Origin of the sequence: Desulfofundulus sp. TPOSR, from assembly GCF_011393055.1 — a bacterium.
Lineage (GTDB): Bacteria > Bacillota > Desulfotomaculia > Desulfotomaculales > Desulfovirgulaceae > Desulfofundulus > Desulfofundulus kuznetsovii.
The window spans coordinates 59,674-86,376 of record NZ_JAAOEF010000001.1 but is presented as its reverse complement, the minus strand read 5'-3'; the positions used below and the strand labels follow the sequence as shown (position 1 = coordinate 86,376).

General features: G+C 54.2%; 30 protein-coding genes, 1 tRNA gene and 1 riboswitch. Of the genes, 3 read left to right on the top strand and 28 right to left on the bottom strand.

The window, feature by feature from the left end; translation table 11 throughout:
* Positions 1-69: 69 nt before the first annotated feature.
* The 8 genes from G7K71_RS00530 to G7K71_RS00495 all read right to left on the bottom strand — a co-directional run bounded on the left by G7K71_RS00530 (position 70) and on the right by G7K71_RS00495 (position 7,261).
* On the bottom strand, positions 70-1,239 hold the full coding sequence (locus tag G7K71_RS00530; protein WP_166342768.1) for an ABC transporter substrate-binding protein: 1,170 nt from the start codon (positions 1,237-1,239) through the stop codon (positions 70-72).
* 335 nt (positions 1,240-1,574) lie between these two features.
* Positions 1,575-2,405, bottom strand: a complete 831-nt coding sequence (locus tag G7K71_RS00525; RefSeq protein WP_166342766.1) for an MTAP family purine nucleoside phosphorylase — start codon at positions 2,403-2,405, stop codon at positions 1,575-1,577.
* 4 nt (positions 2,406-2,409) lie between these two features.
* Positions 2,410-3,150: a class I SAM-dependent methyltransferase gene (locus tag G7K71_RS00520; protein ID WP_166342765.1), complete on the bottom strand. Its 741-nt coding sequence runs from the start codon at positions 3,148-3,150 to the stop codon at positions 2,410-2,412.
* Between the two features lie 75 nt (positions 3,151-3,225).
* The gene (locus tag G7K71_RS00515; RefSeq protein WP_166342763.1) at positions 3,226-3,867 is read right to left on the bottom strand and encodes an adenylate kinase; all 642 of its coding nucleotides are present in this window, start codon (positions 3,865-3,867) and stop codon (positions 3,226-3,228) included.
* A 136-nt stretch (positions 3,868-4,003) separates the two neighbouring features.
* Positions 4,004-4,081 (bottom strand) — tRNA-Pro (locus G7K71_RS00510).
* 37 nt (positions 4,082-4,118) lie between these two features.
* The gene (locus G7K71_RS00505) at positions 4,119-4,766 is read right to left on the bottom strand and encodes a DUF3786 domain-containing protein (protein WP_013822552.1); all 648 of its coding nucleotides are present in this window, start codon (positions 4,764-4,766) and stop codon (positions 4,119-4,121) included.
* A 21-nt stretch (positions 4,767-4,787) separates the two neighbouring features.
* On the bottom strand, positions 4,788-5,228 hold the full coding sequence (locus G7K71_RS00500) for a hypothetical protein (protein ID WP_395858233.1): 441 nt from the start codon (positions 5,226-5,228) through the stop codon (positions 4,788-4,790).
* A 74-nt stretch (positions 5,229-5,302) separates the two neighbouring features.
* Positions 5,303-7,261, bottom strand: a complete 1,959-nt coding sequence (locus G7K71_RS00495; protein ID WP_013822554.1) for a transglycosylase domain-containing protein — start codon at positions 7,259-7,261, stop codon at positions 5,303-5,305.
* Between the two features lie 138 nt (positions 7,262-7,399).
* Here G7K71_RS00495 and G7K71_RS19170 point away from each other — a divergent pair, with 138 nt between their 5' ends.
* Entirely contained in the window at positions 7,400-7,909 is a 510-nt protein-coding gene (locus tag G7K71_RS19170) for a hypothetical protein (RefSeq protein ID WP_243174515.1), read from the top strand.
* Between the two features lie 56 nt (positions 7,910-7,965).
* On the top strand, positions 7,966-8,280 hold the full coding sequence (locus G7K71_RS19990; RefSeq protein ID WP_313884849.1) for an Asp23/Gls24 family envelope stress response protein: 315 nt from the start codon (positions 7,966-7,968) through the stop codon (positions 8,278-8,280).
* A gap of 14 nt (positions 8,281-8,294) precedes the next feature.
* On the opposite strand, the gene G7K71_RS00485 is transcribed toward G7K71_RS19990, so the two are convergent.
* The 16 genes from G7K71_RS00485 to G7K71_RS00410 form a co-directional block, all read right to left on the bottom strand.
* Positions 8,295-8,984, bottom strand: a complete 690-nt coding sequence (locus G7K71_RS00485) for a cell wall hydrolase (RefSeq protein WP_013822556.1) — start codon at positions 8,982-8,984, stop codon at positions 8,295-8,297.
* Between the two features lie 92 nt (positions 8,985-9,076).
* The gene (locus tag G7K71_RS00480; protein WP_166342761.1) at positions 9,077-9,697 is read right to left on the bottom strand and encodes a precorrin-8X methylmutase; all 621 of its coding nucleotides are present in this window, start codon (positions 9,695-9,697) and stop codon (positions 9,077-9,079) included.
* Positions 9,681-10,067, bottom strand: a complete 387-nt coding sequence (locus G7K71_RS00475; RefSeq protein ID WP_166342759.1) for a sirohydrochlorin chelatase — start codon at positions 10,065-10,067, stop codon at positions 9,681-9,683. Before G7K71_RS00475 ends, G7K71_RS00480 begins: the two co-directional genes overlap by 17 nt.
* Positions 10,064-10,837 (bottom strand): precorrin-6A reductase, encoded by a 774-nt coding sequence (gene cobK / locus G7K71_RS00470; protein ID WP_013822559.1) that lies wholly within the window; start codon positions 10,835-10,837, stop codon positions 10,064-10,066. Before cobK ends, G7K71_RS00475 begins: the two co-directional genes overlap by 4 nt.
* On the bottom strand, positions 10,834-11,556 hold the full coding sequence (cobJ, locus tag G7K71_RS00465; RefSeq protein ID WP_013822560.1) for a precorrin-3B C(17)-methyltransferase: 723 nt from the start codon (positions 11,554-11,556) through the stop codon (positions 10,834-10,836). The genes cobK and cobJ overlap by 4 nt, the downstream gene beginning before the upstream one ends.
* The gene (locus tag G7K71_RS00460; protein WP_013822561.1) at positions 11,529-12,611 is read right to left on the bottom strand and encodes a cobalt-precorrin 5A hydrolase; all 1,083 of its coding nucleotides are present in this window, start codon (positions 12,609-12,611) and stop codon (positions 11,529-11,531) included. The genes cobJ and G7K71_RS00460 overlap by 28 nt, the downstream gene beginning before the upstream one ends.
* On the bottom strand, positions 12,608-13,363 hold the full coding sequence (gene cobM, locus G7K71_RS00455; RefSeq protein WP_013822562.1) for a precorrin-4 C(11)-methyltransferase: 756 nt from the start codon (positions 13,361-13,363) through the stop codon (positions 12,608-12,610). The genes G7K71_RS00460 and cobM overlap by 4 nt, the downstream gene beginning before the upstream one ends.
* 16 nt (positions 13,364-13,379) lie before the next feature.
* The gene (gene cobI, locus G7K71_RS00450) at positions 13,380-14,096 is read right to left on the bottom strand and encodes a precorrin-2 C(20)-methyltransferase (RefSeq protein ID WP_207712557.1); all 717 of its coding nucleotides are present in this window, start codon (positions 14,094-14,096) and stop codon (positions 13,380-13,382) included.
* A complete protein-coding gene (gene cbiT / locus G7K71_RS00445; protein WP_243174514.1) occupies positions 14,080-14,616 on the bottom strand; it encodes a precorrin-6Y C5,15-methyltransferase (decarboxylating) subunit CbiT in 537 nt (178 codons plus the stop codon). The genes cobI and cbiT overlap by 17 nt, the downstream gene beginning before the upstream one ends.
* A 25-nt stretch (positions 14,617-14,641) precedes the next feature.
* Positions 14,642-15,304, bottom strand: a complete 663-nt coding sequence (gene cbiE, locus G7K71_RS00440; RefSeq protein WP_013822565.1) for a precorrin-6y C5,15-methyltransferase (decarboxylating) subunit CbiE — start codon at positions 15,302-15,304, stop codon at positions 14,642-14,644.
* Positions 15,286-16,389, bottom strand: a complete 1,104-nt coding sequence (cbiD, locus tag G7K71_RS00435) for a cobalt-precorrin-5B (C(1))-methyltransferase CbiD (protein WP_313884848.1) — start codon at positions 16,387-16,389, stop codon at positions 15,286-15,288. The genes cbiE and cbiD overlap by 19 nt, the downstream gene beginning before the upstream one ends.
* Before the next feature lie 127 nt (positions 16,390-16,516).
* A riboswitch (cobalamin riboswitch) is annotated at positions 16,517-16,792 on the bottom strand.
* A 3-nt stretch (positions 16,793-16,795) separates the two neighbouring features.
* Positions 16,796-17,539 (bottom strand): ATP-binding protein, encoded by a 744-nt coding sequence (locus G7K71_RS00430; RefSeq protein ID WP_013822567.1) that lies wholly within the window; start codon positions 17,537-17,539, stop codon positions 16,796-16,798.
* A gap of 19 nt (positions 17,540-17,558) precedes the next feature.
* The gene (locus G7K71_RS00425; RefSeq protein ID WP_166342757.1) at positions 17,559-18,335 is read right to left on the bottom strand and encodes a DnaD domain-containing protein; all 777 of its coding nucleotides are present in this window, start codon (positions 18,333-18,335) and stop codon (positions 17,559-17,561) included.
* A gap of 67 nt (positions 18,336-18,402) precedes the next feature.
* Entirely contained in the window at positions 18,403-19,254 is an 852-nt protein-coding gene (locus G7K71_RS00420; RefSeq protein ID WP_166342755.1) for a histidinol-phosphatase, read from the bottom strand.
* Entirely contained in the window at positions 19,254-19,787 is a 534-nt protein-coding gene (locus G7K71_RS00415) for a cysteine hydrolase family protein (protein ID WP_166342753.1), read from the bottom strand. Before G7K71_RS00415 ends, G7K71_RS00420 begins: the two co-directional genes overlap by 1 nt.
* Before the next feature lie 102 nt (positions 19,788-19,889).
* Positions 19,890-20,204: a YbjQ family protein gene (locus tag G7K71_RS00410; RefSeq protein ID WP_013822571.1), complete on the bottom strand. Its 315-nt coding sequence runs from the start codon at positions 20,202-20,204 to the stop codon at positions 19,890-19,892.
* A 296-nt stretch (positions 20,205-20,500) separates the two neighbouring features.
* Between G7K71_RS00410 and gap the strand changes: the two genes are divergently transcribed.
* Complete coding sequence (gene gap / locus G7K71_RS00405; protein WP_166344930.1) at positions 20,501-21,508, top strand: type I glyceraldehyde-3-phosphate dehydrogenase; 1,008 nt, start codon at positions 20,501-20,503, stop codon at positions 21,506-21,508.
* Between the two features lie 83 nt (positions 21,509-21,591).
* On the opposite strand, the gene G7K71_RS00400 is transcribed toward gap, so the two are convergent.
* Genes G7K71_RS00400 through G7K71_RS00385 form a run of 4 tightly spaced genes read right to left on the bottom strand, consistent with a single transcriptional unit; the run spans position 21,592 to position 26,638 of the window.
* Positions 21,592-22,515 (bottom strand): methylenetetrahydrofolate reductase, encoded by a 924-nt coding sequence (locus G7K71_RS00400; protein ID WP_166342751.1) that lies wholly within the window; start codon positions 22,513-22,515, stop codon positions 21,592-21,594.
* Positions 22,512-23,183 carry a methylenetetrahydrofolate reductase C-terminal domain-containing protein gene (locus G7K71_RS00395; RefSeq protein WP_166342749.1) on the bottom strand — a complete coding sequence of 224 codons (672 nt, stop codon included), beginning with the start codon at positions 23,181-23,183 and terminating at the stop codon, positions 22,512-22,514. Before G7K71_RS00395 ends, G7K71_RS00400 begins: the two co-directional genes overlap by 4 nt.
* Positions 23,180-23,629, bottom strand: coding sequence for a hydrogenase iron-sulfur subunit (locus G7K71_RS00390; protein WP_166342747.1), 450 nt, complete (start codon positions 23,627-23,629; stop codon positions 23,180-23,182). Before G7K71_RS00390 ends, G7K71_RS00395 begins: the two co-directional genes overlap by 4 nt.
* 3 nt (positions 23,630-23,632) lie before the next feature.
* Positions 23,633-26,638, bottom strand: a complete 3,006-nt coding sequence (locus G7K71_RS00385) for a CoB--CoM heterodisulfide reductase iron-sulfur subunit A family protein (protein ID WP_166342745.1) — start codon at positions 26,636-26,638, stop codon at positions 23,633-23,635.
* Positions 26,639-26,703: the final 65 nt, after the last annotated feature.

Sequence of the window (26,703 nt, the reverse complement as noted above, 5' to 3'; positions counted from 1 at the left end):
AAACCTCCTGCAGTCAACCAATCTGAATGCGGGGAGGGGTTTCCCGCCTCCCCGCTTCCTGTTGCCGTTTTAATTGGGCTTGATGGCCGTGACGAACTTCTGCTTGCCGCCCTCAATTTTGAGTATGGTTACCGGCTTAATCGGGTTGCCGTTCTCGTCAAAGGAAACTTTCTCGCCGCTTACGATGGAGAAGTCCTTGATGTTCTGCAAGGCTTCTTTGATCTTGGCCGGGTCATCGCTATTCGCGGTTTTAATGGCATTGAGCAGCAGGTTGGTGGCGTCGTAGGTCAGAGTAGCAAAGGCGTCGGGTTCCTGACCGTATTTTTCCTTAAACTGCTTGACCCAATTTTGTACCTCGGGCCTGGGATCTTGTGCGGAGTAGTGGTTGGTGAAATAACCGCCCTCCATGGTCTTGTAATCCAGGTCGCTGGAGTCCCAACCATCGCCGCCGATAAATACGGCCTTGATGCCTTTATCCCTGGCCTGTTTACCAATTAGACTGACCTTCTGGTAGTAGTCCGGCAGGTAGAGAATGTCGGGATTTTTCTTGGCAATGTTGGTCAGCACTGCGGAGAAATCGGTATCATTCTTGGCATAGGCTTCCATGGCCAGTACCTGTCCTCCGCCGGCAGTGAAGGCTTCCTTGAAGTTGTTGGCCAGGCCAATGGTATAGTCGTTACCCTGGTCATAAAGGATGGCGGCAGTTTTTAGCTTGAGTTCTTCCAGGGCAAACTTGGCTGCCACAGTACCCTGGGTGGGGTCAATGAAACAGGCCCGGAAGATATATTCTTTGCGCTTACCCTCGTCTACAGTAACCTTGGGGCTGGTGGCCGTGCCGGTAATCAAGACCACCTTGTTATCATTGGCAAACTTGGAAATGGGAATGGTGGTTAAGGAAGTAAGGGAACCTACAATGGCCTTGACGCCATCCTGGGTAATCAGTTTGGTGGCCACGTTGACAGCTTCTGTGGCGTCGTTACGATCATCAGCTTTTACGGGTTCAATTTTAAAATCCCCTGCCTTGTAACCGGCCTGTTCTAAAGCCAAGTCAAAACCTTTCTGGGCCGATTCGCCAAAGGTCTTTACATCGCCGGTCAAGGGGGCAATAAACCCGATCTTGATTACCTTTTCCCCCGAGGCGCCTTGGGTCCCCGTTTTACCCTGGCCGCCACAGCCCGTAACCACCAGGGCCAAACTGAGCACTACAACTAAAAGGATGGACCATAATTTCTTACGCACGGGTCGTACCTCCTTCTTTTAAACTGCGAGCTGCCAAATAAGCTTTTGCTTCTTCCCGGGCACCGTCACCTCCCCTTTGTTTTGGCTGGGTTAGTCACATTAAACGGTAAGTTAATTCCACAAAATCTTCTAAAATCCTTTTAAAACTCCTTGTGGGAGGATAAAATTTTGGAGCGCCTTCATCGGCGCTCCACATAGCTTTTTCCATGTTTTTTGGAGATTTCTGGACAATTTATCAATTGTGGTAGGGAATTCTTTTCTCTTGCCATCCACCTCCTTGTAGCCCGATTACACTAAAACTATATTAAATGCACCCGGCTATTTTGTCTGGTAATTTATTCCTTAAGCAGGGTGGGATGGCGTAAATCTGCACAACCACATTCCTGCCGGGCGTCGATTTGGCGCATAGCTTCCAGAAGAATGCCCCCCATTCGGTGCGCTTCATGATAAAAAATGTCGGCCAGTTCCCGGTGCTCCCATTCCCTGACCACACCCTCGGCGTAGTTGGTCACTATATCCACCCGGCCGTAGCAGGCACCAATTTCCCTGGCCAGATAAACCTCGGGGCACATGCTCTGCCCCACTATGTCGGCCCCTAAACGTCCCAACATGGCTATCTCGGCCGGGCTTTCAAAATGACGTCCGTCGGTAACGGCGTAAATCCCCCGGTCGAAAATACGCCCCTGCCCCGGGGTACTTTTTTCCGCCGCGTTGATCAGGGCGTCCCGGAGTACGGGGCAAACGGGCTGGCGCATGGTGAGCAGGAATTCGCCATCGAGGCCCACGTCTTTGCGCATGGAAAAATCCAGGTAATCCGAGGCAACCAGAATATCCCGGGGCTTAAGCAGGTGGTTGATGGATCCTACCCCGCCCTCGGCTAAAATTCTCTTTACTCCTGCTTCCCGCAGCACCCAGAACAGTTGTTGGGAGGCCCTGCCCCGGCTTATCCCCCGGCGCCAGCCGTGCATTTTTGCGGTTAACACTTTTTTCTCCCCGATGGTAAACAACTTTAAGGGAGGACTGTCCCCGTAGGGCGTGGGGAAAACCAGGTTTTCAGCCAGAACCTGGACATCGGGAGCACCCAGGTCTTGAGGGAAATTTAAGCTAAAGGTACTTGACCCGCCAATGATGGCAAACTCCACCCGTGGGATGTCTGGTTCGGACACGCAATCAACTCCTTTGGGCAACATAAAAATGACGCCGGCTTTTTGTATGAATGGGGTTAAAGGAAAAGGCATCGTAGGAAGCGAGGTGCTTAAGCTCCGCGGCTTGCAAGGCCTGCTGTATCTGCTCCGGTGTGTAGCCGTACTCCCGATGTTGTTCGGTAAATTTATAATAGTATTCCCCTTCCCGGACGAAGGCGGTGAGCTGAACTTCCCAACTGCAATTTGCGGGCCTGTAACAGCTCTGCCAGATTAGGGTTAGATCCGGTTCGTCCACTACGGTTACTTCAGGGGTGGTGCCGGCCAACCATTGAATGGCATTTAAATCAAAAATGAACATGCCGCCGGGCGTAAGGTTGTTTTTCACCTGTTGAAAGGTTCTTTCCAGATCCCTGTAGTCTGCTAGATAGTTTAATCCATCATGGAAGCAGGTAATTAAGTCTACCGGTTCCTTAAGCTGGAAAGAACGCATATCTGCGGTAAAGAAATTTACCGCCAAACCCTGTTTTGCAGCCTTTTCCCTGGCAATGGCCACCATGGCCGGGGAGAGATCCAACCCCATGACCCGGTAACCCCTTCGGGCCAGGGGCAGGGTGGTATTCCCTGTACCGCACGCTAGATCAAGGATCGTACGGGGGTGATGGTTAAATCGCCGTAGAATTTCTTCCAGGTAATCGGCCCAGCCCTCAAAGTCCACCCCGGCCACTAAAAAATCGTAAATCCGTGCCAGACCGGCATAACAATGCATGACCATTCCCTTTCACGGGTTAAGTTAAATGTGCCCCCGCTGAAATTCGGGGGCTTTGAGATCCTATTTACTTATTTATTTGAGACAGGCCAGGATGTCTTCCAGCACCTTTTTTATTTCCTGGTCACCGTTAATATTTTTAAGCAGTCCCTTGCCGGCGTAATAATCAATTAATGGTTGGGTCTGGGCTTCGTAAACATCCAGGCGGTTGGACACAGCTTCCTCGTTGTCATCGCTGCGCTGGTAGAGCTCCCCGCCGCAGCTATTGCATTTACCCTCCACCCGGGGTGGATTAAACAGAATGTGATAGCTGGCGCCGCAACCGCGGCAAACCCGGCGGCCGGTGAGGCGAGCCATAAGCTTGTCCCGGGGTACGGCAATGTTAATTACCGCATCAAGCTGGATACCCATGGTTTGGAGAGTGTCGTCCAGTGCCTGGGCCTGGGCCAGGGTCCGGGGGAACCCATCCAACAGGAAGCCCTTTGCACAATCGGGTTTTTGCAGGCGATCCCGCACCATGCCCACGACCACGTCATCGGGGACCAATTCGCCCTTATCCATATATTCTTTGGCTTTTTTTCCCATTTCTGTGCCTTCTTTAATTGCTGCCCGGAACATGTCTCCCGTGGAAATGTGGGTAATATTCAGTTCCTTCACCAGCATTTCGGCCTGGGTACCCTTACCGGCCCCTGGCGGCCCCATGATGAGCAGTTTCAAAATCATCCCCTCCTGAAAATAACCGTAATCAATTAATATAAATTATAGCATGGATTACCCACCAGGGAAACAGGTTTATCAAGCGACAAAAACAAAACCCGGGTCTGACCCGGGTCACCTTCGCTATAAAAAATACTGGTCGGGATGACAGGATTTGAACCTGCGACCTCACGGTCCCGAACCGTGCGCTCTAGCCAAACTGAGCTACATCCCGCCCGCAAAGAATATTATCCTATAAGGTTTAAGAAAAGTCAAGGGTTTTTCCCGAGCCAATCCACTGCCTGCCGCGCCGGCTGGATAAAGGCTATGAGCTTGTGGGCCAGTTCCACACCCAGTACCCAGAGGGCGGCGGTGGTTAAATGGGTGGGTGCTACGGCGTCAAAAAGAATATTGGCCCGGGGCGGGAATTCCTCGTCGCCGGCCCAGATGGTGACGGCCAGAGGCAGTTTGGGCAGGGCCGGGATTTTAGCACCCGCATCTCCCATGTTCAGGGGTTCGCCTCCCAGATGCCTGGTGGCGCGGCGAAAATCCTCCAACCTGGTACCAAAGGCTTCCGCCAGGGGGTTAAGGGCGTCGGTGTGGAAGGGCGCATTGTGGTGGGCGCCATCGGGTAATTCCAGGAAGGACAACCAGTGCCCCCGGGGCGGCAAACCGCTGGCCGAGCACAGGTATTGCAGAATCAGGGTGCGGTCGTTGTAGGGTACTACTCCGGGGGATCCCTGCCTTTGCACATTGCCAGCGAGATCAATTTCGTAAATCTGCCCAAAATAGGATAATAAGAAAATTTTTCTCTGGCCATCAAAGGAGGCACCGGTGCGTAAAACCACGGCTTCCGGTTCGCTGGCCAGGGATGCGAAGTTCCGCACTGCTTCACTTAAAGCGTTAAGCTGATTAACCATTTTCCCACCTCATCAGGATTTTTAGCGGCCCGCAAGGTACAGGACGATGGCCGTAATGATTACTACCAGGAAAAGAACCATGGAAAGCCCGCCGAAGTTTGTTAGAGCCTTTAAACGAATGCCTTCATTCTCTGCCCTTTCCCGCAAACTCTTGTAGACCTGTAACCGGCCGATCACATCCATAACCAGGCTGTCGGCCAGATCCGGGTCGCCTCCTTTTTCCAGGAGGCTTTGCACGGTGGTGTCCATCCATTTCTGCCGTCCTCCTTCATCCAGGAGGGCGTACTTTTCCTTCAGGAAGAGTTTGAACTCCCTTTCCCTTGGTTTTAGTTGCTCGAAATAGGTACGCCGTTCCAGGCGGGAGAGCTGCCGGATGTTCTTTCCCAACAGGGCAACCTCTTGCTCGTTGAGACGGAACTGTTTACCTATGACGGCGGCAAATTCCCGGGACAAGATTCCCACCCCTTGTGTTGTGCGGCGTTATTGCCTCAATGATTTTCTTTCTCCATACCAGGGTCCAGATCCTTTAAGGTTTTTCATAATTCTTCCGGTGAAAAGTTCACGTCCTGTTGCAGCAGATCCCGCAGTTTTAAACCCCAGGGGGTGGTGCTGCCCCAGAAACTGGGGAGGGCTGGTTCCGTGCCTTTCACAAAGGCTGCCTTAATCACCCGGGAACTGAAAGGGGTGGCCCGCAGTCCATCATCGGCGCAAATGTCGACAAAGACAATGTCTTCGGGTACAGGGAAATCATCCTTAGGTTCATCCCGTAGAGCCGTGGCCATGAACTTGGCCCAGAGCGGGGCAGCCAGCTGGCCTCCGGTGGCTCCCACCGATCTCGATTTATCATCGTAACCAATATACACGGCGGTTACCAGTTGCGGAGTGTAACCGACAAACCAGGCATCCCGGAAATGGGCGGTGGTTCCGGTTTTCCCCGCCGCCGGCCGGTCCAGGAGGGCGCCGGCCGCTGCCGCCGTGCCTCCCGGTTCAAGCACCCCTTTCAGCATGTCGGTAACAATATAGGCCGTCTTAGGGTCAAGCACCTGTTGTAGTTGAGGGCTGTTTTCTTCCAGCAACCTGCCCTTTTGGTCCAGGATTTTGGTAATCAACAAAGGTCTGGCCAGTACACCTCCATTGGCCAGGGGACCATAGGCGCGGACCATTTCCAGCGGAGTCACCTCCGAGGTGCCCAGGGCCAGGGAAAGGTAAGGTCTCAGGGGGCTCGTAATGCCCATGCGCCGGGCGTATGCCACCAGGGTCTGCGGCTTCAGGCGGTTGTTCAGTTCCACAGCCACCACATTATCCGATGTGTAGAGGGCCTCTTTAAGGGTAAAGGGCCGGTTATGATAGCCTCCGTTAAAATCCCGCGGCTGGTAAGGTGGTTGGCCCGGTATTTCGTAGCTGACCGGTTTGCACTCCACGGTGGTGGCTGCCGTGTAGCCCCGGTCGATGGCGGCGGCATAAAGAAAAGGTTTAAAGGCCGAGCCCGGCTGATTTCTGGCCAGGGCCCGGTTAAACTGGGACCGGCTGAAGTCTTTGCCTCCAATCATGGCTTTGACATGGCCGGTTCTGGGATCATAAGCCACCAGGGCTCCTTCCAGTGCCGGGTCCTGTTGCGCAAAGCCTTCCTGGAATGTTTTTTCTGCCGCCTCTTGCACATCTAAATCCAGTGTGGTGTGTATATGCAGCCCGCCCGTATAAGCCAGGTCCGGTTGGTCGGAAAATTTTTCCTGCAGGTATTTCACTATTTCAGCTACAAAGTAAGCGGCGCGGGTTTGCCCGGCCAGCCGGTTTTGGGGGTGCAGGGGCTTCTGCCTGGCTTCCCTGGCCTCTTCAGGAGTAATCATACCCAGTTCCACCATACGCTGGAGAACCAGTGATTGCCTTTCCCTGGCGCCATTCAAATTGATCGCCGGGTTATACAGGCTGGGTGCCCGCACAATTCCAGCCAGCATGGCGCTCTCACCCAGATCCAGTTCCCGGGCTGACTTATCAAAATATGTGCGGGCGGCCATTTCAATGCCGTAAGCCCCCTGGCCAAAATAAATCTGGTTCAGATACATCTGCAGTATTTCCTGCTTACTATAACGCCTTTCCAGCTGGATGGTTAACCACAATTCCTTTATTTTGCGCCTGGCGGTCCGTTCCGGGCTCAGGAACATGTTTTTGGCCAGTTGCTGGGTGATGGTGCTCCCCCCTTCCACTATTTTCCCCGCCCGAATATTATGATATAGTGCGCGCAAAAGGCCTACCAGGTCAATACCGTGGTGCTGGTAAAAGCGGGCATCTTCAATAGCCACTATGGCCTGCTGCATGTAGGGGGAGATGTCTTTTAAGGGTACCGGTATACGCTTTTGGGGAGAAAGGGTGGCAATCAGCCGCCCCTGGGCATCAAATACTTTCGAAGGGGTGGGTAATTCAGGCGGCAGGGCCAGGCTTGTACATCCGGCAAGCAGGCCCACTAGAATGAGGAGCAGCAGAAGCATTCTTTTCATTCTTAAGGCACTCCCAGGGAAGGCCTCATGGCCTTTTGTTTTTTAAAAATGGAGATACTTCCGGTTGGTATAGTATTTTATCCCATTTCAACCGGGCGCATCTACCACTAATTTGACTCTAAAAAAGGAAAGTGGTTTATGTACGTAGAAATGTCCTTTTTACGTTATTTTGGAGGGAACAACGTGGAAGTTTACGCCCTGGTAGGTCCCAGCGGCACCGGAAAGAGTTTCCGGGCCATTGCTACCGCTCATGAATGTGGCGCAGAATTGATTATTGACGACGGTCTTTTGATTAAAGGCAATCGAATCCTGGGGGGTATATCGGCAAAACGACAGTCAACCCGTATTGGAGCCATTAAGGCCGCCCTTTTCATGGACGAAGAGCACGCCCGGCAGGCCCGGGCGGTGCTGGAAAAGGTAAAACCGTCCCGGGTTCTAATTCTGGGCACTTCGGTGGGGATGGTGCAAAAAATTGCCGCCCGGTTGGGCCTGCCCCCGGTTTCCCGGGTCATTTCCATTGAAGAAATAGCTTCTCCCCGCGAAATCCGTCAGGCCCTGACCACGCGCGCCCGGTACAGCAAACATGTCATTCCCGCTCCTACGGTGGAGGTCAAAAAAGATTTCCAGATATATTTGCCGATTCCTTAAGGATTTTTCTGGGTCGTAAAGGTCCGCAGGGTAAGCGTAGCTGGCTGGAACAATCGGTGGTGCGCCCCACCTTTACCTATTACGGTAAACTAACCATCACCACCAGCGCTCTGGTGGCTATTGTATCCCGGGCGGCAGAAGAAGTGCCGGGAGTAAAAAGTGCCGGGCGGGTGATCGTACAGAGGGATGCGGACGGGGTAGTTATCGAGGTGCATCCGGTTTTGTACTACGGTTACGTATTAAACCAGGTGGGCCGGGGAATCCAGGTGGCGGTGAAAAGGCGGGTGGAGGAAATGACCGGCCTGGTGGTCAAGTCCGTAAACATCCTGGTGCGGGAGTTGTCTTTCCCCCGGGGGAAAGAGCCGGTCTAACGGCCGGCTCTTTTTTAGGTTTTGGTAGCGAATACATGGTTGCCTATGCGGGTGACCACCGGCAGGGTACGGATCCAGCGGTCCGTGGCAGTACGGGGGTTATAGAAGAACAAAGCTCCGTTGGTCGGATCCCGCCCCGCCAGAGCCTCCAGAGCAGCATTAATGGCCGTTTCATCCGGTTCCAGGTAGATGGAGCCGTCCTCCACCGGGGAAAACTGGAAGACGTTTTTATCTTTCTGAAAGATTACTTCCCGGATGGTTTTGGGAAAACCCGGACTGGCTACCCGGTTGAGTATTACTGCCCCCACGGCCACTTGACCGGTGAAGCTTTCCCCCCGGGCTTCGGCGTGGATCAGCCTGGCCAGGAGCATCAACTCCTCCCGGGAAATACCTCCGCGGGAAAGTACTGCCGGGACGTTGTTGCTGACCCGGTCCGGTACCAGCAATACATCGCCGGGCCTGATGATGGTGTCCTTTAGTTTATTGGTGTCCATCAGTTTTGCCAGAGGTACATCGTAAACTCTGGCTATATCGTACAGGGTATCTCCTGACCTGACGGTATAGCAAAGCAGATATTTGTAGTGGGTCAGGTTGCTGCCACTACCCCAAGATGTGCTGGCTTCTACCTGTTTTCCGGCTGCAACCCAGGTTAACACAACAAAAAAGGTAACCACGCCAGCATATCTGGTTAGTTTACTGCCCATTGTGTCCTCCTTTCCGGCCACATACTATTTTAAACAGGCCGGGGAGGAATTATACACGGGCATCATTTTTTGACTTTGAAAGTTTCCAAAACTTAAGCCATGAGCAAAAGGGCATTGATCACTGTCGCGGCAATGGTGCTGCCCCCTCTGGTGCCGGTCATGGTGATATAAGGAATATCAAGGGATATCAATTCTTCTTTGGATTCGGCCGCGCCCACGAAGCCCACGGGTGTTCCCACTACAAGGGCCGGTTTGGCCTGTCCGGTAGAGATCAACCGGCACAGGGTGAAAAGCGCCGTAGGAGCGTTGCCAATGGCAATGATACCCCCTTCTATTTTGGGGGCGCCCAGTTCCATGGCTACCATGGCCCGGGTAGTTCCCCTGGCCCGGGCGCGGGTAACTACCTCCGGATGGTTAATCAAACAATCTACTGCCACCCCCAGGGCTGCCAGACGATCTTTAATCAAGCCGCTGCGAACCATGTTGACATCGGTGAGGATGGGTTTTCCCGCCCTGAGGGCACTTAAACCACTTTCCACAGCCCGGGGGTGAAAACGCATGAGCTGGGCGCAAGAAAGATCGCCGGTGGTGTGCACCACCCGCTTGACAATAGCCCTTTCCCCTGCCGGCAGCCTGGCCAGGTCGGGCAAATGATCCTCGATAATGCGCATGCTCTGCTCCTCAATGGCCCTGGGGTTAGTAATTAATTGCATGCTGGTCACTTACCTCCCGGATCCGTTCCATGATTATTTCGGCCAGTTTGCGGTGGGCACCGATATTGCCGGTCATAACAATATCCATCTGGGGATAACGGGCCTTCTCCCTGGCCAGAATTTCCGGTATGTCCTCTTTCATATGCACCCCCTGCGACAGGAACAGGGGTACAACCACAACCCTTTTCATTCCCCGGGCCGCCATGGTAGCCAGAGCTGCGGGCAAGTCCGGTTGGTTGAATTGCAGGGAGGCCCCCTCCACCAGATCATAGGAGCTTTCCTGGGCCACCAGCTCCTTTAAAAGATGCAGGGTAGCCTGGGCTTCCGGGAGGCGACTGCCGTGGACCAAAAGAATGATACCCGTCTTCATGCCTCATGAACATCCTTTCTTTTACGGATTTTCTCCAGGAGTTCTTCACGAGTGGTTATTGCCCCTTCCTGCTCCCGGGGCCGGTTAATCACCACCACCGGCAGGGCCAGTTCCAGTGCCGCCGCTATCTTGGTATCTGTACCCCCCACGACCCCACTGTTTTTGGTGACTACCACCTCGGCCCCATATTGTTTGAACAGGGCACGATTCAGTTCCAGGCTAAAGGGGCCCTGCATGGCTACAATATCGGCGGGGCTCAGTCCCAGCTGGCGGCAGCGCTGGATTACCGCAGGTTCGGGGAGTACCCGTACCACCAGGCGGCATCCATGCCGGCGGGCGGCAGTTAAAAAGATATCCAGGGTTTTGCTGCCCGTGGTAAGAAAAATTACTTTTCCCAAACGCGTGGCTTGTTGAGCTGCTTCCTCATATCCGGCGGTACAATGGATCAAGGGGTGCCGGGGCAAATTGGTTTCCCCCCGCTGGTAGCGCAGGTAAGGGATTTGTGTTTGGGCACAGGCCTGGCGGGCAATTTCAGAGACCCGCTGGGCGTAGGGGTGGGTTGCATCAACTAAAAGCTCAATGCGGCGTTTTTTGATCAGGGCAACCATTTCGTCCAGGGCCAGGGGGCCGGTAATGATCTCGGCGCCGTGCCGGGCCAGCAGCTCTCCGCCGTACGGCGTGGCTGCCGAGGCCAGCACGGTGTAACCACTGGCTACCAGGTCCTGTACAATCAGGCGTCCGTCGGCGGTTCCGCTTAAGACCAGAATCATAAGGCATATCCCCTGGGTGTAACCAGAAAGTTGCCCATCCTTTGGGTCTGGTTGTTGCCAATGATCACAATGCTAAACATATCAAGGGGGTGGTCGATCATATGTTCCAGATCCGTAATTACCACCTCTTCCCCGTCCCGGTAAGCTTTGCGAACAATCCCCACCGGTGTGCTGGCCTTTTTATGCTGGAGCAAGAGTTCCCTGGCCCGGCGGATTTGGGATGTTCTTTTGTGGCTGGCCGGGTTGTACAAAACCACTACAAAGTCCCCCTGGGCGGCCAGGGCCAGCCTTTTTTCAATTACTTCCCAGGGGGTCAGGAGATCGCTTAAACTCATCACCACAAAGTCGTGCATCAATGGTGCGCCCAGAAGAGCTGCTGCAGCGGTAGCGGAGGTGATGCCGGGGATGATCTCAACCTCGACCTGGTCAAGCAGGTTTTCCCGGTGCAAGATTTCTAAAGCCAGTCCGGCCATACCGTAAACCCCAGGATCTCCGCTGGATACCAGGGCTACCTTCTGCCCTCCCCTGGCCCGCTGAATGGCCGCGCGGCAGCGCTCAACTTCCCGGGTCATACCCGTACTGATGATTTCTTTCCCTTCCACTATAGGGGCAATGAGTTCAATATAGGTTTTGTACCCGGCAATTACGTCGGCTTCCTGCAGGGCCTTCAATGCCCTTGGACTTAAATGTTCTATACTTCCCGGTCCCGTTCCCACCACCCATAGCTTTCCTCGGCTAAGGCTACCGTCACGCCCTCCCAGCTGGTTTTGGGGAGAATCAGTTTGGCCTGGGGGGCAGCTGCCAGCAGGGCAACCGGTTCGCATACACCACCAACTCCTATTTTTCCCTGGACAAAGGATGAATGATGAAGGTTGGGTTTTTGAGCAAAAATGGAACGAATTTGTTCTCTCGTGAAACTAAACAGGGGGATACCCATCTCCCGGGCAACCAACTGCAAACCCCGTTCCTGTACCCGCAAGTTCACCGTCGCCAGTGCCCGCAGGCTGGCGGGGCTGCGCCGGGCAAGATCCAGGGCATGCAAAATAGCTCGTCTGACCCTTTCCGGGGCTATTTCCTTGCGGCAGCCTATGCCGGCTACCAGGTTTCGTGGCCTCAGGAAAAGGGTCTTTTCATGGGGCAACGACATCACGCGGTTGGTGATTACCACCAGCCACCCTCGCGGCCGGGTGGCGGGCAAGTCTTCCCACGAGATTAACCGCAGACCCGGGGTTTGGGTGAGAGGGAGGGGCCGTTCGCTGCAAAGGGTGACCGTCTCACCGTTTACCAGGGCGGCATTCACCTGTTTTACGGCGGTGAATGGTTCCATGGTCAAGTTATATTTGCGGGCCAGGACGTCCACCGCGGGCAGGCCGTGTACATCGGTGGCGGTGGTGATCACCGGCACTGCCTGGAGAGCCCCGGCCAGCTGTTGGGCCAGCTCATTGGCTCCTCCCAGATGACCGCTTAGAGTGCTGATTACGAACTGTCCCTTTTCATCCAAGACCACTACAGCCGGATCGGAGCGCTTATCCCTGATCAGGGGAGCAAGCAATCTCACCACAATGCCCAGGGCCATGATAAAGACCAGTCCCTGGCACCGGTAGAATTCCTCCGCCACCACCCGGGACACCGGACCGGTAAAGGGTTCTCCCTCCCCCGGAAAACGGGCGGGCCTGAACATGCGCACCTGGTGCCCCGCTTGCTGTAAATGCCGGGATACCTTTGCCGCCAGTTCAATACCGTTTTTGGTAATGGCGAATACGGCAATGTTCATGTCCTGCTACTCCGGTAACCATGGCAGAATTGGGGGTCATAGAGCTGCGACAACTGGTAGGGGGAGTTGAAAACATCTCCCACCAGCACTAGGGCGGTGCGGGTGATGCCTGCTTCCTTGACTTGATCAGCGATATCGGCCAGCGTACCCCGCAACAACCGTTCCTCGGGCCAGGAGGCCTTTTCCACTACCAGCACCGGGGTTTGGGGGGTATAACCTCCGGCAAGCAGTTCTTCAACCACCTGATCCATCTGGTGTACGGAAAGAAAGATGCACATGGTGCTTTTGTGGCGGGCCAGTTCCCTTAGTTTTTCCCGCTCGGGTACCGGGGTACGCCCTTCCAGCCGGGTAAGGATCACGGTCTGGGTTACCCCCGGCAGGGTCAGTTCGTGGGGGATGGCGGCGGCAGCAGCTAGAAAGGAACTCACCCCCGGCACAACCTCAAAAGGTATGCCCAGGGCTGCCAGGGCATCCATTTGCTCCTGGATGGCCCCGTACAAAGCGGGGTCACCGGTATGTACCCGGGCTACAGTTAATTGCTCCTGGTGTGCCCGGCGTATCACGGCCAGTACCTCATCCCGGGTCATGGTGGCGCTGTTGTATATCTCTACTCCGGGGCGGCAATATTCCAGTATTTTCGGATTAACCAGGGAGCCGGCATAAATGACCACATCGGCCTGCTGCAGCAACTTTGCTCCCTTAACGGTAATCAATTCGGGATCTCCCGGTCCGGCACCAATAAAGTAAATCACTTCTACGTCCCCCTTGTTAACGGCCTCCCTTGTGGATGACCAGAATCGACATGTAATCAAGCTTCTGTCCGGCCAGATCGGTGACCTCCCGGCTTACCATTTGATCGGGATGACCGCAGCGGCTCACCAGGGCGGCCCGTTCGGTTAAACCCTTCTCCCGTAAGAGTTCCAACACCCGATCGAAATAACGGTTTACCTTCATGAGCACCACGTTGTCAAACCTGTCCAGCACCTCTTCCAGGCGCTTTAGGTTATAGGCCGCTGGTATTACGGCCAGGCTTTCTTCTCCTGTGGCCAGTGGTTCTTCCAGCGCGGCCGCACAGGCGCTCATGGCGGTGATCCCCGGAATGGTTTCCACGGGCAGGTCGGGATAATTTTTTTGCAGGTAAGCCCGTACGTAACCATAGGTGCTGTAAAACATCGGGTCACCGATGGTGACAAAGGCTACCTTCTGCCCCTCCCGTACCAGTTGGGCCACCCTTTCACCGGCCCTGGCCCAGTGCTCTTCGAGTATTTGGCGATCCCGGGACATGGGGAAAGATAGCTCCACGGTTGTAAACTGGCGCTTGATAACCCTGTTGATGATAGACAGGGCCAGGCTTTCCCGGTCGGCGGCCGATTTGGGTACACACACTACATCCACTTCCTGTAAAACACGGTAGGCCTTCAGGGTGAGCAACTCCGGATCCCCGGGACCAACGCCGATGCCGTAAAACTTACCCGCCACCCTCATCCCCCTCCTTTTGGGCAGTGATGATCCACACAGGGTTTAAAGCATGCATCAGGTGATAATGGCCCCGGGATACCGTGCGGGCTACGGAAACCTGCACCACCTCTTTTTCCCAGGGAGGGCCAAGCAAAGCGAGGGACCGGGTTAATGTTTCCAGGGTCAGGGCGTTGATGACCAGTCTTGCCCCCGGAGCAAGCCTTTCCGCCAGCAACCGGACTATCTCCCCTAACTGGCCGCCCGAGCCGCCGATGAAGACCCGGTGGGGGGGCGGGAGCGGGAGCAGTGCTTCGGGGGCACGGCCTTCCACCACCTGGATGTTCTTCTGGTCAAAGCGACGCATGTTTTCCCGGATCAGCTCTACTGCCGCAGGTTTTTGCTCTACGGCATAAACGATGCCGTCACCGATCAGCCGGGCTGCTTCGATGGCAATGGAGCCGGTGCCACTGCCAATATCCCACACCACCTGGCCCGGTCCCAGCCGGGCCTTGGCCAGGGTAACGGCACGAATTTCTTCCTTGGTCATGGGGATACTCCCCCGGATAAACAGGTCATCGGGAATCCCCGGAGTTACATAGGGCCAAGCTTTTTTCATCAATGATCACCATGACGCAATTATTTTGCCCGGAAAAGTCCCGGCGGGCCAGTTCACCGGGTGTGGTTTCCAGGATTTCCTCCTCTGGATAACCCAGGTTACAACAACAAAAAACTTTTCGATCAGCTATTTCCGCCTTTACGAGCAGGCTGGCGATGTGGTTGGGTGGAGCTCCCGGGCCGGTGAGGAGGGCTACCTTCCCCTGGTGGCGCACCAGATTTACCAGGTCCTCGACGGGCCTTCCGTGAGCACTCAAGATCAGCGCATCATGCCAGGGTATGGCCAGGCGGGCAAAGGCCAGTTGCACCGAACTGATTCCGGGGATAACCTCCAACTCCTCCGGGGTGAAATATTGACGCAGGTAATTCAAAATTCCGTACAGTCCGGGATCACCTGAAGCTAGAACGGCTACCCCTTCCTCCCGGTGTGAGCGGATGAAATCCACCATGGCCGCAAGATTATTTTTAATTACAAAAGTTTTCTGTTCCTCCCGGGCCAGATAGGACAGATGGCGCTGGCCGCCTACCAGTACCCGGGCGCTGGCCAAAGCCCTTTGGGCGGCAGGGGTGATATAATCCATGTTGCCCGGTCCTACGCCAATCACCTTAATTCGCGGCATCCCAGCGCCCTCCCGATTTCCCGTGCCTGACGGTCCCAACCAAGGAGTTTGCCATCCAGGGTCAAAAGGACTGTTCCCACCTTTAAACGGTGGTGGACGTACTCCATGGCCCTCCGGCTGGCCCGGCAGGCCAGCTGGTGGTAAACAGACAGGAAATTGTGTTCCGCCAGCAACTCTACCACACTTTCAATAGTGCTGGCTTCCATAATGCGTGCGACGAGCCCCCTGTCTGCACCCATCAGGGCGGCGTGGCTGGCCAGGGTTTCCCGCCGGGCGTCGGCAACGCGGCTGTGGGTATGAAAAATGCCGGCGGCCACCTTTAAAAGCTTTCCGTGGTGCCCCCAGAGCAAAACGCCGGAAAAGCCTTTTTCCACACAGCTTTCCAGCATAAAACCCACGAAATTGCTCATCTCCACTACGGCTTCGGCCGGGAATCCGTATCCATCCACCGCTGTCCGGGCGCCCAATCGTCCCGGGGTAAGAACCACCTGATCAAAGCCTGCTGCCCTGGCCATGTCCAGAAGGGGCAGCAGGGAATCCTTAAACGCTTCCTCGGACATGGGCCGGACTATGCCTGTGGTTCCCAGTATGGATATGCCCCCCACAATTCCCAGACGGGGGTTCAGGGTGCGCCTGGCTACCAATTCCCCCCCGGGTACGCTGATCATTAGTTCCACTCCCCGTTCGGGAGGGAGAACGCCGGCCACAGCATCCTTAATCATTTGCCGGGGAACGGGGTTAATGGCCGGTTCGCCTACGGCCACCGCCAGCCCCGGTTTGGTTACCCGCCCTACTCCAGGCCCCCCGTACAGGCGAATCCCGTTTGGGGCGGGGCGGGCCTCGACCACGACGGGCAGACCGTGAGTGACGTCGGGATCATCCCCTCCGTCTTTAATTACCACTGCCCTGGTGCCGCCGGGTATTGCCTCTACCTGGTGGATGGGCACTGTTAAGGGCTGGCCCATGGGGTTGACCAAAGTGACCTGATCAGGTTTTATACCGTGAAAAAGCAACTCCGTGGCAGCCCGGGCAGCCGCAGCGGCACAGGCTCCTGTCGTAATCCCGTTTCGTAAAGGCTTAGCCACCTTGTTTCCCCCTGAAAAAAACACGCCCGGCAAAAGTAGGGGCGTGTGGAGAGTCTTTACGCCTGCTATCTTTCGCGCGAAGATAGAAAGGCCTGTCACTGGCTTTTTGCCCTTTGGTAAAGGACATGTTCCAGTGAAAGGGGCAGGCAGGTCTCCTGGCTCCCGGATCTTTGGATGCCCGCGCCTTCCCGGTCCAGCACTCACCAGTGACATCGTTAAACCGTGTCGTTATGAACAAGCGTCCCATTGGATGTAGCAGCTCATCAGTGAGTGCAGGGCCAGTGGCACCTTGCGGGTTCCTCCCCGGTTACAGTGGCGGGACCGCGCCGGCTTAAGCAGGGTCCACCTGCTCCCCGGTCTTCCCTATTATCCCCCGTTGGGGACCTGCCCCGCACATATTTAGTTTTTAACCTTCCCGGAGCCTTTCCCTGCGCTGGACCATGCGAATGTCATCTTCAACCGGCAACCGGTAAGGCCAGCACATCTGGCAAATGCGGGAAGTGGTTCTTTCCCCTAAATACTCGCCTAAATCCTCCAGGCTGATGTTGGTGGTAATGATTACGGGGAGGCGGTGGTTGACGCGGTAATTTAAGATCGAATAAAGTTTATTTTTGGTCCATTCGGTGTAATTATGGGCTCCCAGATCGTCTAAAAACAAAAGGGGCACTTCCCTTGCCGCATCCAGGAGATCCTTTTCCGAATAATAATCTGTACCCTGGCGGTTCTGGTCATAAGTAGAACGCAGGCGATCCAGCAAGTCCGGTACAACCACAAACAATAACAGCACTTCGGTTTCCAACAGGGCGTTGGCTATACAGGCGGCCAGGAATGTTTTTCCACTGCCCACGGGGCCGGTAATCAACAGACCGTCGATATGCCGGTCGTTCTTAAAATTACGGACAAAATCTTGCGCCGCCTGAAAGGTGCGCCGGGCCGATTCGTAATAAGTGATTTTACGTTCCGGATCTACCCGCAATCGCGAATAATACTTGAAGTTAAATTTGTCAAAGGTGTGGTTACGCAACCCCTCCGGTAATCCTGCTTCTTTAAAACGGTTGACCAGAGCCCTCTGCTTGTTACACGGGCAGGGAACGGCCACGTTATTTTTAATCACCACACCCCGATCCTCACATACAGGACAGGCCTTCACTGGCCAGCATCCTTTCTAATTAACTGAGGTATAGTGTTTTTAAAAGTGCTTTCTTCCGTTCATCCACCTTTGAAGGGGGGTGTTTGCCTGAACGCCGTTTCTTAAATTGTGCGTCATAGGCGTTTATTTCCTCGACGGTACGCAGGTTGTTCTTTTTCCATTCTAGAATAATACTATCGATATACTTAAAATTATGCTTGCCCATCAGGACGGCCCGGCGTAAAGCTTCCAAAACCAGCGTGTGGTCCAGTTCCTCGGCCCACTGGCGGATTTGTTCGACCTCCATGGGGGAAACAGGTCGACCAAATTCCTGTTCAAAGGCCCGGATGATCAGGGCAAATTCTTGCGCTGTTGTCTCTAAAGGCCTTTTTTCCAGCAGGCTGCGGGTACGTTCAATTTCCTTGACCCTGATGCTGGCCCAGATCTCCGAGAGTTTTTCCAACAGCGGTTCAAAGTCATATCCACTGAGGATCTGATCTTTACTTTCGTCATAATACTGGGTTACGGCCAGAACTTCCTTTTCTATTAACCTGTTCAGGTTTTGTTGCACCCGGGTTACATCCTGGGCCGTGCACGCGGCCAGGGTGGAGGCGGAAGGAAACAGGTTCTTTTCCTCTACCTGCAACCGGAGAAGCTGAATGAGAAGGATCATTTCTTCGTCGGTTATATCAAGGTGACGGTACAAGCGGAGTAAAAGATTCGGGATGGTGGTAGTGCCCTGGAGCAACAGGTCGGCACCAAAGGCAGCGGTAATGTTCCCCTCCCGGTATCTTTTCACCGTTCTGCCATTCATCATGCTCTTCCTCCCCCGCTAGTGAATATTTTATGGTAAGGGAGGAAGTTTGTCCAGGCAAAAAAAACCGTTAAAGAGGGCAAGGTTGACGAGAAGTAAATGTATACACCGCAAACCCCATTTCTTCTAACATTAATACCGCCTGGTCTGTATACGCTCCCAGATCAGAAAGCCGGTGGGCATCGGAGCCCACGGTGAATATTTTGACGCCACATTCCCGGGCCTGTAAGAGGATTTCCCGGCTGGGATGAAATTCGGTCAGTCCCCGCCGCAGGCTGGAGGTATTTACTTCCAGACCCATATTTCGCCGTGCCATTTCCTTAAGAATCGGTTCGACCATTCCTTTATGGGCACTTCCCAGGGTTGTACCCAGGAGGCGTTCTCCGTGGCGTCGATAAAGATCCAGGTGACCGATACAGTCAAAAAGGTTGCTTTCCACGGCTTCCTTTAAGACATGAAAGTATTCGCCACATGCCTCTTCCGCAGTGTGGGAGGAGAAGTAGATCCGGCTTTCCTCCCAGGATGATATGGATTGGTGTTCAAGGCAATGGATGGAACCCAGCACGTAATCAAAGGGATAATTGTTTAAGATTTTTTCAATGGTTTTCTCGCAGCCCCGTTCATAGCCAACTTCTAGACCAGCCTTTATTTTCAGTTTCCGGTCATGCAGTTGGCTACGGGCTTCCTCAATGTCCCGGAAATAATGATCAAGCCACCCTAAATCCTCCATGGGGTGAAGTTTTCCGTTTACCCGCACGAACCAGTCCAACCGGCGCCGTACCGGGTCCACTTCCAGGTGGGGGGTGAAACAGATCTCCCTCAACCCCAGTTTCATGGCCTGCTGGCAGTAATCCAGAATGCTGTAATCTTCGGCGTCTATAGAATAGCCGGGGTGGATGTGGTAGTCCACAAGGAGTTTCATTAAATGATCTCCGCTCCCAGAACCGTTTCCATTTGTTTTAGCGCCCACCGGTGAGCTTCTTCATCGAAGCTGGCCACCCCTTTGGTATACACCACTGTCCGGTAGTCCCGGTTGCGCAGTTCTTCCACCGTATACAGGACGCAGATATTGGTACAAACCCCCACGACGTGGACTACAGCCGGATTGAGATCTTCCAGGATTTTGTTTAAATTAGTACGGAAAAAGCCACTGTAACGGGTTTTCGGCACCTTGATGGCAAAGGGGTATTCCTCCACCATTGAAGCAAGCTCATCGATGAGCCCTGCTCCCGGGGTGCCGTAAACGCAGTGGACGGGGAAACGGGAGAATTCCGGATCTTCGGGGTCATGGGCATCCATGACAAAGATTACCGGCTCCTTTTGGACCATAAACTCTTTTACCTTTTCCACTACAAAGGGTACAATCTCCCTGCCTTTTTCGCCACAATTCAGGGCGCCGTCGGTGTCGATGAAATCCTTGAGCATGTCTATGACTATTAAAACGTTGCGGGACATAGGATCACTCCTTTTTTCAAAAGACCATAGCGATCATTCTTTTTAGCCAAGCCGCAAAGCTAATAATATTTTAGCACATCTTACTAACCGCCGGTAACTTTTTTAAACAACTTGGACGGCTGTGCCACTGGCGGTGACCATGAGCATGCCTTCGCGGATTACTTCATAATCGAGGTCAATACCGACCACCGCGTTGGCCCCTAAACGGCGGGCCTGGGTGGCCATTTCCTCCAGGGCAATCTGGCGGGCCTGGGAGAGTTTGGCCTCATAAGCGCCGGAACGCCCACCCACAATATCGGTAATGGTAGCAAACAGATCCCGCACTATGTTGGCACCCATAATTGCCTCTCCGGTCACGATGCCCAAGTAAGCTAAAATTTTTTTCCCTTCCACGTTTGGAGTGGTGGTTAAAATCATATGGCAGACCTCCTCATTTAAGGGCATACAAATAAAGCAATGCCCGTGTCAAATTGCTTTTTTTATACATTAATATTCTCTGTAAGATACTCTTTATCCTTTCCCTAACTGGAAAGTGCACGCCATATATCAATTTTAAGGAAAATTGACGGGTAATTCTGGATTCTGGACTAACTATTGCCCGTAAAGGGCTGATTATGTTATTTTAATTTTTGCCAGGTATGTTTTTTACAGCATGCAATCTTGTGGAACTGGAAAAAATAGAACGTGTACATCCTGAAAAAGGAGTGATCAAAGTGGCGGTAAGATTGGGTATTAACGGTTTTGGGCGTATCGGGCGTAATGTTTTCCGGGCTGCTCTGAACCATCCGGAGCTGGAAGTAGTAGCGGTTAATGACCTTACCGACGCCGGTACACTGGCCCATTTGCTTAAATACGATTCCGTGCATGGGATCTGCCGGGGTGAGGTGGAAGCAGCTGATGATGGTTTTATGGTTAATGGCAAGAAAATAAAAGTGCTGGCGGAGAAGGATCCCGGTAAACTGCCCTGGGGAGAGCTGGGGGTGGATATTGTGGTGGAATCCACCGGTCGTTTTACCGCCCGGGAAGATGCCGCCAAGCACCTGGAAGGTGGAGCGAAAAAGGTGTTGATCAGCGCTCCAGCCAAAAATGAAGATATTACCATTGTCATGGGTGTAAACGAGGATAAATATGACCCCGCCCAGCACAAGGTGATTTCTTGTGCTTCCTGCACCACCAACTGCCTGGCTCCCGTGGTCAAGGTACTGCACAAGCGGTTTGGTATTGTCCGCGGTTTGATGACCACCGTTCATTCCTATACCAACGACCAGCAGATCCTGGATTTGCCCCATAAGGACCTGCGTCGTGCCCGGGCAGCGGCCCTGTCCATCATTCCTACCACCACTGGTGCCGCCAAAGCAGTGGCTCTGGTTTTGCCTGAATTAAAGGGCAAGCTTAACGGCATGGCCATGCGTGTGCCAACACCCAATGTCTCCGTGGTTGACCTGGTGGCCGAGCTTGCCCGGTCTACGAGCAAGGAAGAAATCAATGCCGTTTTAAAGGAAGCGGCCCAGGGTGAACTTAAAGGAATCATGGACTATTGCGAAGTGCCCCTGGTTTCCCGGGATTTCAATGGCAACCCCCATTCGTCAATTGTGGACGCCCTCTCCACCATGGTCATTGATGGTGTTCTGGTTAAAGTGGTGGCCTGGTATGATAACGAGTGGGGCTATTCCAACCGGGTGGTTGATACTGCTCTCTATTTATCCCGGCAGGGTTTATAAGTTGGTATTTTTCCCTGGAACGACAGGCTTTTCCGGTAAAACAATAAAAACCCCCGCTCATTACGCGGGGGTTTAGTTTTCTCTTATTCCACTTTGGGCCGCGGGAAAAGACCGGACCGTTCCACGATTTCCGGCACCACTTCTTCCCAGGCAATGGCCATAATGTGTACGCCGTGTACGCCGGGAATGTTGCGAATGTGCTTGATTTGCTCGATGCAGATCTCAATTCCTTCTCGCTTGGGATCCTCCGCTTTTTTCAGCCTTTCCACGATATCATCGGGTACAATCATACCCGAGACGCTGGTTTGCAGGTATTTTGCCGCCCGCCAGCTTTTCAGTGGGGTGACCCCGGCCAGGATGTGTACCCGTTCGTGGATGCCCCTCTCCCGGACCATTTCCATGAAGCGCTCAAAACGCTCCATATCAAAAATACATTGGGTCTGGATAAACTCCGCCCCGGCCTCCACTTTTTTCTCCAACCGGGCCACCCGGAACTCAAAGGGATCCGCAAAGGGGTTGGCCACCGCTCCAATGAAGAAGCGGGGTTCATGCTCTTTAATGGGTTCGCCGGAGAAGAACAGCTTTTCATCCCGCATGCGGCGCATCAAATAGATTAGTTGTATGGAGTCAATATCGTAAACGTTTTTAGCCGAGGGCTCGTTGCCAAACTTCTGATGGTCGCCCGACAGGCAGAGCAGGTTCCGGACCCCCAGGCTGTAGGCACCCAGCAGATCGCTTTGGATGGCAATGCGGTTTCTGTCCCGGCAGGTCATCTGTACAATTGGCTCCAGGCCGCAATCAAGGATATGCACGGCAGAAGCAATGCTGGAGAGCCGTACGATGGCCGTCTGGCAGTCGGTAATATTGGTTGCATCCACGTAGTCCTTCAACATGTGGGCATGGTGGCGGATACCATGGGCGGATGCATGCTTGGGCGGCCCGATTTCTGCAGTCACCGCAAAGTGGCCGCTGTCAAGGAGCTTTTGCAGTTTGCTTTCTGTTTTCACCCGATCATCACATCCTCCCTGATGGCTTTGCGCGGCCCTCCGTCACGGGACTTGGACCAATCCTTGGGCGGCTGAATTTCAAGCAATTTGTCCAGCTTGCCCAGAGCTTTCATGCGGTCGTAGATCAGTTGCCAGGCACAGTCCACATCCTTGCTGATCTCACACTTGCCGTACTGGGAACCGCCACAGGGACCGTTTAAGATGCTCTTGGAGCAGCGGATAATGGGGCAGATACCGCCGGTGCGGTGGAGGATGCAGTCGCCGCAAAGACCGCACCTCTCTTCCCACACGCCGTGGGCCGTGGAACCACCCACAAACATGGTGTTCTGGGCAGGTACCACCCACTTGTCATGAAACCGCTCGGCGATGTACTGTACGCCCACTCCACAGGCAAGGGAAACTACGGCATCGACGTCTTTAACCAGATTTTCCAGGGCCTCAATGTATTCCGGGTCGCACTGCCTGGTGGCGGTATAGGTAACTGTTTCCAGGGGGTTGCCCTGTAACCGGCGCATGATGCGCAGGGATGAAGCTAAAACTTCGGTTTCTTTCTCGCCCCCCGACAGGCAGACGGTAACACAACCGGCACAGCCAACCAGGAGGACCTTTTTGCAGTCAGCAATCATTGCGGCAATATCTTTAATTGGCTTTTGTTGTGCTATGATCATGCCACGTCACCTTCTTTCTCCGTGGTCCCCGCACTTTGTTTTTTAAGGGGATTGGGGCCCAGGCGGCGGATACGTTCGGTCATCTCGTTGGCTATTTCCGCAAAACGGGGCCCCATGGCCGCCGAAAGGTTGTACATTTCCAGGCGTTCGCCGCCCACTCCAATTTCATCGAGCAGTTTTTTAACCGCATTTACCCGCTTCTTGGCGCGATAGTTTCCTTTTTGGAAGTGACAGTCGCCTTCCATGCAGCCGGCAACGAACACGCCGTCGGCGCCATCTTCAAAGGCCTGCAGGAGCACCCGGTGATCGATAGTGCCCGAGCAGGGCATTTCGACAATGCGAATGTTTGGAGAATATTGCAGTCGCATCGAACCTGCCAGGTCCGCTGCGGAGTAGGCTCAGTAGTGGCAGCAAAATGCTACGATTTTAGGCTCAAATTCCCCCACTGGTTACACCTCCCTGAATAAAGCTTTGCTCATGGACATTTGCATATGGTCTTTATAACCCTGGAGGGTGATGGCCTTGTTGGGACATTCTCCGGCGCAGGTGCCGCAGCCCTGGCAGAGCAGTGGTTCAATCTCGGCGGCGTAATTTCTAATTTTAGGCGCATTGTAGGGGCAGAGCCTGACACATGTGAGGCAGGCGGCACATTTATCCTGCTGCACCACTGCTACCACACCGTGGGATTCCAGATGATCCTTGCTGAGAATGGTAGATGCCCTGCCCGCTGCCGCTTTGGCCTGGGCAATGTTTTCCTCCAGATTTTTCGGTCCATGGGCCAAACCGGCCATGAAAATACCCTCGGAAGTAAAGTCCACCGGGCGTAACTTCATGTGGGCCTCCAGGAAGAAGCCGTCTTCATTCAAAGGCACCTTAAAGAGCTGGCTCAGCTGGCGGTTGCTTTCAGGAGCCACGATAGCCGCCGCCAGTCCGATTACATCGGCCTCAATGACTACCGGTACACTCAGGACGTGGTCGGTCACGGTAACCTTTAGCGAGCCGTTTTTCTTTTCAACCAGCGGCTTGTTTTCAGGGTTATAACGGATGAATAACACGCCCTTGCGGCGGGCTTCCTGGTAATAGTCCTCCAGGAAACCATAGGTACGAATGTCCCGGTAGAGCACGAATACGTTGGCTGAGGGATTTTTTTCTTTGAGCTTTAAGGCCAGCTTGACGGACTTGCCGCAGCATACCCGGCTGCAGTAAGGGCGCTCGGGTTCCCGGGAACCGACGCACTGGATGAGCACAAATGTCTTGGCGTTCTCAATGCGCGGGTCTCCCGCTGCCAGGGCTTCTTCCAGCTCCAGCTGGGTAAATACCCGGTCACTTTCGCCATAAAGATATTCCGTGGGTTTGTATTCCTCACCGCCTGTGGCGATAACAGCCACGCCATGCTGCAGTTCCTTGCCGTCTGCCAAAGTGGTGACAAAATTACCCACATAACCGGCCACGGTTTGAACTTCTGTGCCTGTGTAAACCTCAATATTGGGGTGGGACATTACTTTGGCCACAAGATCATTTAGGAAGGGCTGTACTTCCTCACCCTTTAACCCGTGCCTGATGCGCCGGGCCATTCCGCCCAGTTGCTGCTCCTTTTCCACCAGGTGTACCCGGTAACCCAAGTCAGCCAGTGAAAGGGCACTGGTCATGCCCGATATGCCGCCGCCGATGACCAGGGCAGCTTTGGTTACACCGGCTGCGATTTGGGGAATCGGTTCCAGCAGGGCAGCTTTAGCCACCACCATTTTTACCAGATCCTTGGCTTTTTCCGTGGCCTTTACCGGTTCATGCATGTGTACCCAGGAGCACTGGTCGCGGATGTTGGCCATTTCAAACAGTGCCCGGTTTAATCCGGCTTCCCGGATGGTTTCCTGGAAGAGGGGTTTGTGGGTCCGCGGACTGCACGAGGCAACCACCACCCTGTTCAGGCCGTATTCTTCAATGATTTGTTTCATGGCCGCCTGGCTGTCCTGGGAGCACGCGTAGAGATATTCGCCGGCATAAACCACGTTGGGCAGATTCCTGGCCATTTCCACCACTTCGGGCACATTGACCACACTGCCAATGTTCACACCACAGTGACAGACAAACACGCCAATACGCGGTGGCTGGCCACTGACGTCTTTCTCCGGCGGGAATTCCTTTTCCTTCACCAGGGTACCCCGGGCTTCCGCCAGGAGGCTGGCCGAGGCGCCGGCGGCAGCACTGGCCTGCATGACCGTTTCCGGGATGTCTTTGGGTGCGCTGAAAGCGCCGGCTACGAAAATGCCCGGTTTATTTGTCCCGACACCGGTAAGGGGGGCGGGTTCCGCAAATCCGTACTTGTTCAGTGTAAGTCCCAGCTTCCGGCACAATTCCATTACGCCCGGGGAGGGTTCAAGGCCAACGGACAGAACGACTAGATCAAATTCCTCTTCACAGATGGTACCGTCTTCCTCGGCATAGCGAATGCGCAAATTTTTGCTTTCATCTTCCACTTCCGTAATTTCATAAACCCGTGAACGGATAAACCTGACCCCTTGTTCGTCCTTGGCCCGGTTGTAGTACTTCTCAAAACCCTTGCCGTAGGTGCGCATATCCATGTAAAAGATGGTGGTCTCCAGGGGCTCTTTGCTATGTTCCTTAGCAATAACCGCTTCCTTGATGGCATACATGCAGCACACCGAGGAGCAATAACCGTGGTCTATCCGGCAGTTACGGGACCCTACGCACTGAATCCAGGCAATGCGCCGGGGTTCTTTTTTATCGTAGGGTCTGACCAGGTGTCCCTGGAAGGGACCGGAAGCGCTTAGAATGCGTTCAAATTCCAAGCTGGTCAAAACATTGGGATATTTACCGTAACCATAATAGGTTAGCTGGGAGGGGTCAAACTTCTGAAATCCCGGGCAGAGAACCACGGCCCCCACATTCAGCTCAATGGTTTCCTCTTCCATGGAATGGTCGATGGCGCCGGCCTGGCAGGCTTCCTCGCAGGCACCGCACTCGATACAGTTTTCCTTATCAATGACATATGCATTGGGAAAGGCCTGGGCGTAAGGTTTATAAATGGCCTTGCGCTCCCCGATTCCCTGGTCGAACTCCGAAGGGACATCAATGGGGCAGGCTTCGGCGCATTCGCCACATCCCTTACATTTATCCACATCGACGTAGCGGGGGCGTTGACGGATGGTTACGGTAAAATTCCCCGGCTCGCCCTGCACGTCCACCACATCGGCGCAGGTGTAGGTTTTGATATTCAGGTGACGGCCGCATTCCACCAGCTTGGGGGAAAGGATGCACATGGAACAGTCGTTGGTGGGAAAGGTCTTATCCAGCATGGGCATGGTGCCGCCAATGGCCGGAGAACTTTCCACCAGGTAGACCAAGTAGCCCGATTCGGCAAGATCCAGGGAGGCCTGGATGCCGGCGATACCCGCTCCCACCACCAGTACCGACCCTGCTTTCTTAGCGCTCATCAAACATCACATCCGTCCTTTCGAAAATAAAGGTGGTAATACCCACCCCTGCAGGCCGTCCCAGG